Source organism: Duganella vulcania, from assembly GCF_009857655.1.
In the GTDB taxonomy this organism is placed as follows: domain Bacteria; phylum Pseudomonadota; class Gammaproteobacteria; order Burkholderiales; family Burkholderiaceae_D; genus Rugamonas; species Rugamonas vulcania.
In genome coordinates, this window is sequence record NZ_WWCX01000135.1 from 1 (window position 1) to 11600 (window position 11600).

Genomic DNA, 11600 nt, shown 5'->3' on the forward strand with positions numbered 1-11600 from the left:
GGCGGCAGCGGTCGCAGCGACCGTTGCGCTCGCATCCGCAAGCCGCCGCTGCTCCGCCGCAGCGATGCGGCGCGCCGCCTTGTTGGCCCTGGACTGCTCCGCCGCCGCCATGCCGGCGCTGGTCATGACGCGCGGCGTGATCAAGAACAGGCGCTCGCGCGTGCTGTGCGTTTCGCTGGTGCTGCGGAACAGATTGCCGAGCAGCGGCACGTCGCCCAGCAGCGGCGTCTTCTGGTTCTGGCGCGACACCGATTCCGCATGATAGCCGCCTATCATCAGCGTCTGCTGGGCATCGACGATGGCCTGGCTGCTGATGCTCGAACGCGTCACGCTGTTCCTGGTGGTGTTCTTGTCCATCGCGCCATCCTCGATGTCGACCTCCAGCCGCACCCGCATGGCCGCGCCTTCCTGCACGATGCGCGGCACCACGCGCAACATGGTGCCGACCGTGATGTCGGCCAGATCGGCCACACGCTCGCCCACCAGCGGCACGTATGCGGTCTGGCTCAAGTCCAGCACCGCAGCCACATTATCCAGCGTCAGCACGGTCGGCTTGGCCAGCACGCGGGCGTCGCCGCTTCCCTCCATCGCCTTCAGGCGTGCATAGAAGCGGCCGGCGTTATTGATCAGCAGCGTGGCGCCGGGCAGCGGCAAGTCCAGGCCATGCCCGTCGCCGCCGCTGCTGTTGACCGTGGCGACGGTGTTGCCGCTCTTGACGCTCCATTCCACCCCCAGCTCGCTCAGCTTGCTGCGGTCGATGTCGACGATCAGCGCCTCGATCTCGATCTGGCGCGGTTCCACGTCCAGTTCCGCGATCAGCGCCTGGTAGGTGGCGCGCTTGGCCACGTCGTCGTAGATGATGATGGCGTTCAGCGATGGATCGGCGTCGATGCGCACGCGCTCGCCGCGCGCGGCCGGCTTGGGGCGGCGCGCGTCGTCGGCAGTCTCGTCGGCCTGCGCGCCGATCTCGCGCGCACCGCCCTTGCCCGCCGGCCCACGGCGCGAATGTTTGTTGCTGGCGACATCGCATTCCCTGCCCGGCGGCGCCGCGCTGTCCTTCTGCGCCTGGTCGCTGTCGAGCAGCCGGCTCAATATGCTCTTAATGCCCGGCACCAATTCCTTCTGGCCGCGGGTGGTGATGGTGCGGTCGGCTGCGCTGGCGTACTTCAGGCGGAACACCATGACCTGCCTGCCGCTGGCGGCCGCCTCCTGCTGCTGACGATCCGGCATCAGCAGCGAGCGCACCAGATCGACGTACACGCGCGGGCCGCTGACGATGACCACGCCCTCGTCGGGCAGCTCTCCCCAGCCGAAGCGCGCATCGAACAGGCCGACGCCGACCAGCGCCGCCTTGGCGTCCTGCACCGCATCCTCGCCCACCTGCAAACGCACTGAAACCTGTTCGCCGCGCGGCACCACATACACCGTCTCGTTGTAGACGAACCAGCGGAAATTGGCGCTGACGGCAAGCCGGTCCAGGAATTCGCTGCCGGTGGCCGCCTTGATGCGCGTCAGGGGCAGCGCCGTGTCGGGGACGCGGCTGTCCACCGCGACGCCATAGGCGGCGCCAAACTGCTCCAGCGCGCGGGCCAGCCGCATGCCCTTGGCGTCGATGGCGAAGCCGGTTTCGTTCCAGCCGGGCGGCGCGACGGCGTGCGCCGGCATGGCCTGCGCCAGGCAGGCAGCCAGCAGCAAACCCCGGGCAACGGCGGCGAACCGTGGCCAGCTCATGACCGCGCTCCCGACAGCAGCTTGCGCATGCGCTGTTCCTCGCGCGCCGGAGCGCCGGCAGCCGCGCGCGCCCGCTCGGGAGGCGGTGCCAGGGCGGCGCGCCATGTGGCCAACTGGTCGAGCAACTGCTCCAGGGCCGACGCCGCGTCGCTCCAGTTGCGGCAGGAAGGCAGCCAGCGGCCGAGCAGCAGCCCGCGGCCATCGTCGGCCAGGCTGAGGCCAGCGTCGAACACCTGTGCGCTGGCGAAGCCCTGGCGCAGCGCCGCAAGTAGCTGGTCGGCGTCGGGATTGCGCCACAGGCAGGCCGACAGCGCCGCGCCATCCTCGCCGGGGTGCAGGCAGACCGATTCGCCATCGATGGCGACCGGGACGCCCAGCGGCTGCGCCCGCAGCCAACGGGCCAATTGAGCGTACTCGTCCATGTCTTACTTGGCCTCGGTGAGCACGGTCTTGAGCGGTTTTTCATGCAGCTTGAACTGCGCCTCCATGGCGCGCCGGCCGACCGAGCGCTGTTCCAGCATCTTCATGAAATCCTGCGGATCCGGCTGCTCGCCGGCGGCATCGGCGGCCAAGAAGTCGCGCATCTGACGGTCGCTGGTGTCGAGGTGCTTTTCCAGGCGCCGCAGCGCATGAGTGGTCGGATTGCTAACGATAGACATGCTATTTCTTCCTCGTGACGGATGATGAACGGCAGCGGTGACAGCCCGGTATTGCTGATGAGTGGCAGCGGGTTCACATTTAGTTCACCAAAAACGAAAAAAATGATCGCCGTCCTGCAATCGGAACCATCGCGGCGGCCACGACACCTATCCGCTGCATTCCGCACACTCCCGCTCAACCTCATTCAGGAGAAAAAGACGATGGCCATTAGTAACCAGGTGACGCTGACCGGCGGCGCACATAACGAAGTGCAGCTGCAAATCAGCTACGACAAGGAACGTGACGAGACCACCGAGACGCTGATCCAGGACGGGCATGTCATCGGCAGCCAAACCAAACACGGCGACAATGTGATCGGCGCCCAGCAGGAGGCGCTGGCGGCCGAGCAGGATGCCGGCCAAAAATCGACCAACGGCGCGGAAACCGACGACACCAAGAAAACCGGCCTGCTCCAAGCGTTTTTGAAGTGGAGCGGACTGACGCCGACGCCAAATCCGGCACCGGCGCCGGCTCCAGCTCCAGCTCCAGCTCCAGCACCGGCTCCTGCGCCAGCACCAGCTCCTGCTCCTGCTCCCGCTCCAGCGCCAGCTCCTGCTCCCGCTCCCGCTCCTGCGCCTGCACCAGCTCCCGCCCCCGCTCCTGCTCCAGCGCCAGCTCCCAAGCCTGAAAGCCACGTCTATACCCCGCCGCCGATTCCGACCGATCCGGAAACACGCCGCTTCTCCGACAAGAAATATCAAGAGAATATCGCCAGCTATCGCTATGACGACGACGACACGTCGGGCGACTACAAACACAAGGTCACGAGCGCCGAGGGCATTCCAGTGAAGGACTTCCAGGGCAAGACCTATGGCTTCGTCGAGGGCACCAACAACACCGTGATTCAGGTGGGAGACAAGTTTGTCAGTGCCTACGACAACCCGTCCGGCTTCCAGGCAACGATGAAAAACATAAACACCTGGAACCTGACCAACGATTCCGACAATTGGAAGCTGACCGACGAACAGAAGAAGAAATGGGGTCCGACCGGCGACAAGCGCGTGGGCGACGGCAAGGAGAATCCCAAGCCGGGCGCGGGCGACAACGGCGACGGCAGCTTCTCGCTGTACCGCGACAAGAGCGTGCCCAAGGATGTGTACCGCGCTTACACGACCCCGGAAATGGAAGACGCCGGCGTTGTCGCCTACGAGACGAGCGACGGCCATCGCCGCGTCATCAGCAAGGCGATCAATCCAGACGCCTATGAGGCCGTGTTGAAGACCGCCCAAAACAAGGTGAACTGGTAAGCAGGCCGGCGCACCCGGCGCTGGCCGGGTGCGCCATCACTCTTCTATCAAACCATCGCAAGTACATCCATGCATATGCCAGACATCCTCAGCAGCAAATTGGCCGCGCCGGTCGCCGGCGCCGAAGGCCACGCAGCGGGCAAGGACGTGTTGCACCTCGGCCCCGCCAGCGACACCGAATTCCGCGAAATCATGGCGCGGCAGGTCGCCCAGGACAGCCATCCCGCGGCCAACGCCACCGCCCCGGTGGCCGGTCAACGCGGCGGACCGGCTTCGCTGGGCGAACGTGTGATGCAACGCGCAACGGATTTGTCCTCCGAACTGCGGAAGGATCAGCAGTACATATCCAAGACGCTGGAACAAGCCACCCGCTCAGGCGACTCGATGCAGCTGATGAAAGCCATGCTGGCATTGAGCGACTACCAGACCCGCGTGCAGTTCGTCTCCAAGGCAGCCGCCAAGGCCGTCACGTCCCTCGATCAACTGACCAAGCTGCAATAGCCATGAAACTCCTCCGCCTGGTCCTGAACGTGTTGCTGCCGCTGGCCTTGAGCGCGCTGTTGTCCGGCTGCGGCAACCGCGCCAACCTGCAGGTCGGCCTGAATGACGCCGACGCCAACGAAATCGTCACGCTGCTGACACGCTACGGCATCGAGGCGCAGAAAGTAGCCACCAAGGATGGCGTCACGCTGACCGTCAACGCCGACGACATCGCGCGCGCCACCACCGCCATGCAGGCCGCCGGCCTCCCGCGCCGGGCGCTGTCCGACCTGGGCCAGATATTCAAGAAGGACAGCATGATTTCCACCCCGCTGGAGGAACGGGCGCGTTACATCCATGGCCTGTCGGCCGAACTTGAATCGACGCTGCAGCAATTCGACAACGTCATCTCGGCGCGCGTGCACGTGGTGCTGCCCGAGCGCATCGCGCCCGGCGAACCTGTCCAGCCCTCATCGGCGGCGGTGTTCATCAAATACCATGACACCGTGGATGAGGACACGCTGATCCCCCGCATCCGCCAACTGGTGGCGTCCAGCATACCGGGGCTGGCTGGCGAAAGCGGCCGCGCCAAGGTGTCGGTGGTCATGGCCGCCAGCGTCTACACAGTCCCGGTCATCGAATGGAGCAACGTCGGGCCGTTCCGCGTGCAGGCCGGCTCGGCGATGGCACTCAGCATGACGCTGCTCGGGCTGGCATTGCTGATGGCGCTGATGCTGATCGGCCTGCTGTTCGCGTTGTGCCGCTACCATCCCGGCCTGGCCGCATGGATCAAGAGTCACTTCGGCAAACCGCCCGCATTCAGCGCCGGCAACACCACGGAGCAGGAACCGGCATGACGGACGCCCGCCCCGCCGCGCCGGCGCAGGGTGGCGCGCAACTGCCCGCGGCCTTCGTCGACTGGTGGTTCGCCCCCTGGCAAATCGCCCCGGCACGCCCGCCGCACGCGGCCATGGACGGCGTCATGGCGATGCGCGACGGCTACCGCCTGTGGTGCGCGCAACTGCAACTGATGCCCGGACTGCCGCCCAGCTTCGATCCGGAATGGGCAGCGGCGGCCGGCACCGATCCGGCCGCATTGGCGCCGGCCGCGCGTCTGTTCGGTGGCTTGCTGGCGGCGCGTGCCCAGGACGGGCCGGCGCTGGCCACCTTGCCGGCGCAAGACCGCGATTGGTGCCTGCGCGTAGCGGCCACCCAGCCGCTGGCCTGCTACGGCCGCGAACACTATGCGGCCGGCGATACGCTGGCGCTGCGCGGACAGTGCGAACTGGCCTGCCATCTGGAAGCCGCGTTTCCCGGCCTGTGGCCACGCCTGCGCCTCGGCCTCGACACCGCCGATGCCGCGCGTATCGGCCAACTGCTGGCCGCCATGCCAGCGCCGCTGGGCGCCGCCACGGCGGCCCGGGTCCGCCGCTGCTGGCTGCTGTGCAGCATGCGCGCGTCGCAGACCTGCGTTCCAGGCTGACCGGCCACCACCCATCCACGCTGACCAAGGCACACCCATGAACGATTTTTGCGTCGCCAGCATCACCACCGATACCCTGCTACGCACCGAGCACGGACTGTGGCGCTCGGACGCCCTCGCGCTGACCCTCGATGCGCGCAGCGCCGCCACGCGGATCCTGGACGAAGCCAGGCGCGAGGCGGAACAACTGCGGCTGCGCGCTGCCGACGAGGCGCGCGCAGCCGTGCGCGACGCCGAACACCAGGCGCTGGCGCGCGCCGCGGCGCAGCTGCAGCTGCTCGAACAACGCCACGCGACCCTGCTCGACGGCGCGCAGGCGATGGTGATCGACCTGGCGCTGGCCCTGTTCGACCGCGCGCTGGCAGAGACCACGCCGCGCGAACGGCTGGAAGCCTGTTGCCGCCGCCTGCTGCAAGAAACCCCACGCTCGCCGGGGCAGCCGGTACTGTACCTGCATCCCGACGACCGCGACCTGGCGCCGCCCGATCCCGCGTGGGAGTGCAAAACCGACGCCACGCTGGCGCGCGGCGCCTGCCGTCTGGAAGCGGACGGTGGCGAATGGCGCGCCGACTTCACGGCCGGCGCGGCCGCCCTCAGGGCAGCCTTTGAACACGCGGCCTTGCCTGCAATCGACACCGGCCGCGGCGACATACCCCCCCCCTGACAGCCCCCGACAGCTGCCTTTGCGTAGTCCCACCGCCCCTTCATGGAGACACCATGTTCGACAGAATTTTTTCCTTCCTTCGCCCGCCGGCGCCAGACAACGGTACCGGGCCGGTCGCCGCCGCACACGACACCGCCGGAAGCGCGTCGCAGGCGCAGCCGGCAGCGCCGCCGCGTTCCCCCTCGTCGTCCAGGGGACAGATGCGCCAGCGGGACGAACTCGCACAACGCCGGCTACGCCACGCATTTATTGCTCAGCCCGGATCAACTTCCGACGCGCGATCGTCGCCGGCACAGGACGGTGCTGCCGACCTGCGTACCGGCGACCTGGAAGCGCAAATACTGGATGCGTTAGATCGACCGTTGACGGACGCCCAGCAGGAGCGGGCACTCTCGCTGTTGCTGGAGTCCGAGCCCGGCTCCGATGTCGAGAAGCGGGCGCTGATGGACGAGATGGCGGCCTTCCTGGCGTCGCTCCCCGATCCGGCGCAAGAGGCAAGCGAACACACGACCCAGCATCGAACGTCCCAGCCCGCCATACCCTCAACCGCGGTCACGACGCAACCGCGACCGAACCAGTCGCAACAGATTGACCATGCGCCCACCCTGTCTGCGCCGGCAAGCCCTGTCGGGCAGCCCGAGAGCGCCCGGCCAGCGACGGCGGCGGCCAGACAAGGCGGCATCAGCAGTTCGCCGACCGAGGCCAGGAACGAGCAGGCCATCTCTGGCGCAGCGCTGCGGCTGCACCAGTCGCGCCATGCCACGCCGACACCCACGGAGGTGACGCCGGACAACACGCCCGCTGCGCTGCCGACGCAGGCGCAGGCCGAGGAAGCGGAAACGCTGGCGCAAGACTTGCAAAGCCCCCCTCAGGCTGGGCGACGCTCCTTGCTGGACAGGGGGTTGGCTTTCCTGAGTTCGCTGCCCAATCCCATACAAAAGCTCATCGACCATCAGAACAAGCGGCTGACACAAACGCCCGCCATGCAGGCTCAGCTGCGCGAGCTCGATGAGCTTCAAGAACAGGCGCGCCGGCTGGAGGATGGACCGCACGACGCCCCCCCCGCCGCCACACCGCCGACGCCCGCACCGCCGGCACCGCCAACCCCGCCGGCACCAGCCACGCCAACGCCGGCGCCGCAGCCTGACGGCGCCCCGTCGCCGGTTGCCGCTCCGGTGCCATCGCGCCGCACCACCATCCAACAGCAGATGCACGATCTGCACGCGCTGGAAGCGGAACAGGCCATACTGGCCGAACAAGGCGAGCTCAGCAGTCCGGCTGCCAAGCTCAAGGCCAAGGAGCTGGAACTGCGCATGGCTATGCTGGTGGAGAACATGCTGTCGATGATGAAAATGATCGCCGACATCAACAAGCGCGCCAACCAGATCGCCACCAACGCGATCTGACGCCGCCAGCCGAGCGGCCCCGGGGGCAGACCTTGCACGGCGTCCCCGCCGGCCGCTCAACTGAACGGCATTTGCCCATCGAGCCGCTGTTTCCGTTGCGTTGAACCGCCCGTCCTTCTACACCTCGATCATGCCCACCGGCTGCACGCGGCTATGCTGGGTCAATTCGGCAAAGGCAAACACCGGCACAGAGAAGAACTCCTCCTCGATCAGGTTGCGCACGGCGCGGCGAATATCGGCCGCCGTCACCACCACCGGCGGCGCGGCCGGCGTGCCGCCGGTGCCCGACAGCTGTCCCAGCCGGTCGAGAATGGCTTGTTCCAGCTCCGGTTCGAGCTCCAGATAGCTGCCCTGGTTGGTCTGGCGCATGGCGGCGCGCAGCCGCTCTTCCAGCTCCGGCGCCAGCAGCACCACTTCGATCAGGCCGTCGCGCGCCACCTCGTGGCACAGCTGCCGCTTGAACGCCAGGCGCACATAATCGGCGATGACGTCAGGATCGCGCTCCTTGGGCGCCCATGCCAGCGTGGTTTCCAGCAGCAGGCGCGCGTTGCGCAGCGAAATGCCCTCGCGCGCCAGCCGCTGGATCACCTCGGTCAGGCGCGGCAGGGTCACGGTCTTGGCGATTTCCTTGCCCAGTTCCGGGAAGCGGCGGTCGGCCCAGGCGGTGAAGCGCTGCACCTCGTGCACGCCTATGAACATCTGGCAGTTGCGCAGCATCTCCACTTCCACGTCGGCCGCGAACACCCGTTCCCAGCTCATGTAGCGCACGCCAGCCTGGCGCAATTCCGCCTCGGCGCCCAGCGGCACCCACACGCGGCGCCGGCGCGTGCCGGCCAGGCCGTCGTCCTGCGGCGCGAAACCCATCTCTTCGAGCCGCACCACCGCTTCGGTGGTCGCGGCCCAGCCGGTGCGCATCTCGACATCGATCAGCGGCACTTCCGCCATCAGGAAATGGATGCGGCCGGCAGGAACCGAGGCCTGGTACTCGAAATCGATGGGCTGCAGGTCCGGGATGCCTTTCTGGTCCAGCACGTTGTTGCGCATGATGCGCACCGCGCTGGTGACGGCGTCGGCGGCCTGGGTCCCGCGCAAGTCGGCCGGCATGCGCACGGTGAACGGGCGCGTCGCGGTGAACGTCGTCAGGTCCACGATGCCGGCGTTCTTGCGCTCGACCTCGGCCGTCTGGCGCTGGCGCGCCGCCAGCGCGTGCGGCTTCAGTATGCCGGCACCGCCGGCCCCGGCCAGCAGCAGCGCCAACAGCACGAAGACGACGGCGGGCATGCCGGGAATGAGGCCGAACAGCAGCATGATGGCGGCCGCGGTCAGCAAGGCGCGCGGCTCACCGAACAGCTGCGCGGCGATGTCCTGGCCGATATTGCTGGCTTCCTGGCCCGGCTTGTCGTCACCCGGAACACGGGTGGTGATCATGCCGGCCGCCAGCGAGATCAGCAACGCCGGGATCTGCGCGATCAGCGCGTCGCCGATGGTCAGGATCGAATACTGGCGCACCGCGTCGGCGGCCGACAGGTTGCGCTGCAGGATGCCGATCGCAATGCCGCCCACCAGATTGACCACGACGATGAAGATGCCGGCGATGGCGTCGCCCTTGACGAATTTCATGGCGCCGTCCATGGCCCCGTGCAACTGACTTTCCTGTCCCAGCAGCGCGCGCTTTTTCCTGGCTTCGTCGGCGCTCAACATGCCGGCCCGCAGGTCGCTGTCGATGGACATCTGCTTGCCCGGCATCGCGTCGAGCGAAAAGCGCGCCGACACTTCGGATACCCGTTCGGAACCCTTGGTGATGACGATGAACTGCACCACGGTCAGGATCAGGAAAATCACCAGGCCCACCACCAGGTTGCCGCCGACGACGAAGTTGCCGAAGGTTTCGACGATGTGGCCGGCGTTGCCCTCCAACAGAATCAGGCGGGTGGTGGCCACCTCCAGCGCCAGCCGGAACAGGGTGGTCAGCAGCAGCACGGTCGGAAAGGTGGAGAACGCGGTGGGTCCGGCCATGTACATGGACACCACCACCATCAACCCGGCGGCGCACAGGTTGAAGGCGATCAGCACGTCCAGCAGCATCGCCGGCATCGGCAGCACCAGCATCAGGACGATGGCGATCACCAGGCCGGCGGCCGCCAGTTCGGCCCGCTTAGCCATGCGGCCGGCCAGTTCGTTGAGGGAGATGACGACGGTATGGAGCATGTGGAGATCCTTGCGAGGGTGAGCGGAATGGGGAATGCGGCGGGGCCGCGGGTGCCGGCGGGGTCCGGCGTCAGACGCCGGCGCCGCAGCGGCGCGCCAGCACCGCCGTCCAGTCAGGACAGCCGCCGGCGCGCGCCAGCACGGCCTTGGTGTCCTCATCGGGGCCGTCGAACAGTTCGACCTGGGCGTAGGCCTGCAACAGCGCCAGCCTGTCCTCCTCGGGCCAGATGCGCCGGCAGACCCTGCCGAGACGGTAGGCTTGCTCGAACTGGCCGGTGTTCAGGTGGCCCCAGAGCAGGCCGATGGCCACGCTCAGGTCGAGCGGCATCGGTGCGTGACGTTGTCGTAGCTTCATGCGCCGGCTCCGCTCGACAAGCCCGCTTCGTCGGCATAGCGCGCCAGTTCCATCTGTTGCAGGCGCAACCGCAGGCGCACCGCGTCCTCCACCACCATGAGCGCCGCCATGCTGTCCTCGCGTTCGCCGGCGCCTAGCGTCAGCGAGTAGTCGACCAGCCGCTTTTGCAGCGCGCGCAAGCCGGGCAAGGGATCGCGCGACCAGGCTGGATTGGCCACCGTCAGCGCCGCGCCGAGAAAGCGCGTCAGCGGCGCCAGCGTTTCCCCGCCGGCCTGCGCGGATGCCGGCAACGAGGCCGATTCCTCCCATGGGGTGAGGTCGCCGCGATTGACCGGCTGGCTGCGGTCCAGCGCCGGCGGTCCGGCGATTTCACCGTAGTCGTCGCCGGCCAGCGCTTCGCCGCGGCCGACGCCATGCAATGCGACGCGGCTCATGCCAGCAGCTCCCGCGCCGCCTGCCATTGCGCCGCATCCGGCGGCATCGCGGCGCCGCCGCCATCGTCGCGCACGCGCCGCACCACGTACCAGCTGCCGTCGGCCAGCATGGCCGGCAACCAGCCGCTGTAGCGCTCCGGCATCGCCGCGCGGCGGCGCAGCACGCGCTCCGGCAACACGCGGTGGGCGCGGTCGCGGTCGAAACCGAGCGCCACCAGCGCGCCGTCCGGCAACGGGTAGACCAGCAACTGCAAGCCGTCTTCCTGCGCCTGCCGCACCACGAGCTGGCCATCCCTGGCCTGCCGCAGCAGCCGGGCTGCTAATTGTTCCATCCTGTGCTCCTGGCGCGTTGGTGATCCAGACGCAGCCGCGATTGCAGCGCGTCCTCGGGTGTGGTCGACTGTGCCGGCAGCGCGGCGTGGTGGTCGACGGTCATCTGCCGCAGCTGCTCGAGCAGGCGGTGACGCTGCGGCAGCGCCTCGCCCTCCCACATGCCGTCCGGGCAGCGCGCGATGACGCCTTGCAGCGCCCGACAGGCGGCGGCGCGCTGCGACGGCGACAGGCGCTGCATCTCGACCATCTGGTGCAGCAGCGGCTCGGCCTGGCCGCCCTCGGGCTCGCCGAGACGCAACAACTGCCTGGCCAGCGCGCCCTGCCCGATCAACGGCGTGGTTTGGGCCCGTTCCGACAGCTCGCGGCGCAGCTCGCCGGCCAGCGCATAGCTGGTATTGACCAGCTGGAAGCAGCTGGCGTCCTGCAGCGATAGCCACAGACGGGGACCGGAGCGCCCGCGCCGGCGCAATTGCTCGCGCATCTGCGCCGGCGGCCGGCCCAGCGCGGCGCCGGCCTGGCCCGCGTTCTTGAGCAGAATGTCGAGCAGGGCTTGCGGCGCC

General features: G+C 68.1%; 14 protein-coding genes. 6 read left to right on the forward strand and 8 right to left on the reverse strand.

Going from position 1 to position 11600, the window contains the following annotated elements; translation table 11 throughout:
• From sctC to GTP90_RS32780, 3 genes are all read right to left on the reverse strand, one after another.
• On the reverse strand, positions 1–1731 hold a 1731-nt coding region (gene sctC / locus GTP90_RS32770), incomplete at its 3' end, for a type III secretion system outer membrane ring subunit SctC (RefSeq protein ID WP_161087442.1).
• Positions 1728–2153 carry a hypothetical protein gene (locus GTP90_RS32775; RefSeq protein ID WP_161087443.1) on the reverse strand — a complete coding sequence of 142 codons (426 nt, stop codon included), beginning with the start codon at positions 2151–2153 and terminating at the stop codon, positions 1728–1730. The genes sctC and GTP90_RS32775, both read right to left, overlap by 4 nt.
• Positions 2154–2156: 3 nt before the next feature.
• Complete coding sequence (locus tag GTP90_RS32780; protein WP_161087444.1) at positions 2157–2390, reverse strand: hypothetical protein; 234 nt, start codon at positions 2388–2390, stop codon at positions 2157–2159.
• A 201-nt stretch (positions 2391–2591) separates the two neighbouring features.
• On the opposite strand from GTP90_RS32780, the gene GTP90_RS36550 reads away from it, so the two are divergent.
• The 6 genes from GTP90_RS36550 to GTP90_RS36555 all read left to right on the forward strand — a co-directional run bounded on the left by GTP90_RS36550 (position 2592) and on the right by GTP90_RS36555 (position 7710).
• On the forward strand, positions 2592–3677 hold the full coding sequence (locus GTP90_RS36550) for a hypothetical protein (RefSeq protein ID WP_175048330.1): 1086 nt from the start codon (positions 2592–2594) through the stop codon (positions 3675–3677).
• A 69-nt stretch (positions 3678–3746) separates the two neighbouring features.
• Positions 3747–4178 (forward strand): EscF/YscF/HrpA family type III secretion system needle major subunit, encoded by a 432-nt coding sequence (locus GTP90_RS32785; RefSeq protein WP_254452157.1) that lies wholly within the window; start codon positions 3747–3749, stop codon positions 4176–4178.
• Between the two features lie 2 nt (positions 4179–4180).
• Positions 4181–5014: a type III secretion system inner membrane ring lipoprotein SctJ gene (sctJ, locus tag GTP90_RS32790; RefSeq protein WP_161087445.1), complete on the forward strand. Its 834-nt coding sequence runs from the start codon at positions 4181–4183 to the stop codon at positions 5012–5014.
• Positions 5011–5640 (forward strand): hypothetical protein, encoded by a 630-nt coding sequence (locus tag GTP90_RS32795; protein ID WP_161087446.1) that lies wholly within the window; start codon positions 5011–5013, stop codon positions 5638–5640. Before sctJ ends, GTP90_RS32795 begins: the two co-directional genes overlap by 4 nt.
• A 37-nt stretch (positions 5641–5677) precedes the next feature.
• Positions 5678–6304, forward strand: a complete 627-nt coding sequence (locus tag GTP90_RS32800) for a FliH/SctL family protein (protein WP_161087447.1) — start codon at positions 5678–5680, stop codon at positions 6302–6304.
• Positions 6305–6357: 53 nt separating this feature from the next.
• Positions 6358–7710: a hypothetical protein gene (locus GTP90_RS36555; RefSeq protein ID WP_175048331.1), complete on the forward strand. Its 1353-nt coding sequence runs from the start codon at positions 6358–6360 to the stop codon at positions 7708–7710.
• A gap of 117 nt (positions 7711–7827) precedes the next feature.
• Here the strand turns inward: GTP90_RS36555 and sctV are convergent, their stop codons facing one another.
• The 5 genes from sctV to GTP90_RS32830 form a co-directional block, all read right to left on the reverse strand.
• Positions 7828–9918, reverse strand: coding sequence for a type III secretion system export apparatus subunit SctV (gene sctV, locus GTP90_RS32810; RefSeq protein WP_161087448.1), 2091 nt, complete (start codon positions 9916–9918; stop codon positions 7828–7830).
• A gap of 70 nt (positions 9919–9988) precedes the next feature.
• Positions 9989–10273 (reverse strand): hypothetical protein, encoded by a 285-nt coding sequence (locus tag GTP90_RS32815; protein WP_161087449.1) that lies wholly within the window; start codon positions 10271–10273, stop codon positions 9989–9991.
• Positions 10270–10707 (reverse strand): hypothetical protein, encoded by a 438-nt coding sequence (locus tag GTP90_RS32820; RefSeq protein WP_161087450.1) that lies wholly within the window; start codon positions 10705–10707, stop codon positions 10270–10272. The genes GTP90_RS32815 and GTP90_RS32820 overlap by 4 nt, the downstream gene beginning before the upstream one ends.
• Positions 10704–11039, reverse strand: a complete 336-nt coding sequence (locus GTP90_RS32825) for a hypothetical protein (RefSeq protein WP_161087451.1) — start codon at positions 11037–11039, stop codon at positions 10704–10706. The genes GTP90_RS32820 and GTP90_RS32825 overlap by 4 nt, the downstream gene beginning before the upstream one ends.
• Positions 11027–11600, reverse strand: a 574-nt coding sequence (locus GTP90_RS32830) for a hypothetical protein (RefSeq protein WP_161087452.1), incomplete at its 5' end; no start/stop codon positions are given. The genes GTP90_RS32830 and GTP90_RS32825, both read right to left, overlap by 13 nt.

Bases quoted from the DNA above. Each gene is read 5' to 3' on its own strand.
- GTP90_RS32775 (WP_161087443.1), bottom strand. From the start codon at position 2,153: ATGGACGAGTACGCTCAATTGGCCCGTTGGCTGCGGGCGCAGCCGCTG.
- GTP90_RS32780 (WP_161087444.1), bottom strand. From the start codon at position 2,390: ATGTCTATCGTTAGCAATCCGACCACTCATGCGCTGCGGCGCCTGGAA.
- GTP90_RS36550 (WP_175048330.1), top strand. From the start codon at position 2,592: ATGGCCATTAGTAACCAGGTGACGCTGACCGGCGGCGCACATAACGAA.
- GTP90_RS32785 (WP_254452157.1), top strand. From the start codon at position 3,747: ATGCATATGCCAGACATCCTCAGCAGCAAATTGGCCGCGCCGGTCGCC.
- sctJ (WP_161087445.1), top strand. From the start codon at position 4,181: ATGAAACTCCTCCGCCTGGTCCTGAACGTGTTGCTGCCGCTGGCCTTG.
- GTP90_RS32795 (WP_161087446.1), top strand. From the start codon at position 5,011: ATGACGGACGCCCGCCCCGCCGCGCCGGCGCAGGGTGGCGCGCAACTG.
- GTP90_RS32800 (WP_161087447.1), top strand. From the start codon at position 5,678: ATGAACGATTTTTGCGTCGCCAGCATCACCACCGATACCCTGCTACGC.
- GTP90_RS36555 (WP_175048331.1), top strand. From the start codon at position 6,358: ATGTTCGACAGAATTTTTTCCTTCCTTCGCCCGCCGGCGCCAGACAAC.
- sctV (WP_161087448.1), bottom strand. From the start codon at position 9,918: ATGCTCCATACCGTCGTCATCTCCCTCAACGAACTGGCCGGCCGCATG.
- GTP90_RS32815 (WP_161087449.1), bottom strand. From the start codon at position 10,273: ATGAAGCTACGACAACGTCACGCACCGATGCCGCTCGACCTGAGCGTG.
- GTP90_RS32820 (WP_161087450.1), bottom strand. From the start codon at position 10,707: ATGAGCCGCGTCGCATTGCATGGCGTCGGCCGCGGCGAAGCGCTGGCC.
- GTP90_RS32825 (WP_161087451.1), bottom strand. From the start codon at position 11,039: ATGGAACAATTAGCAGCCCGGCTGCTGCGGCAGGCCAGGGATGGCCAG.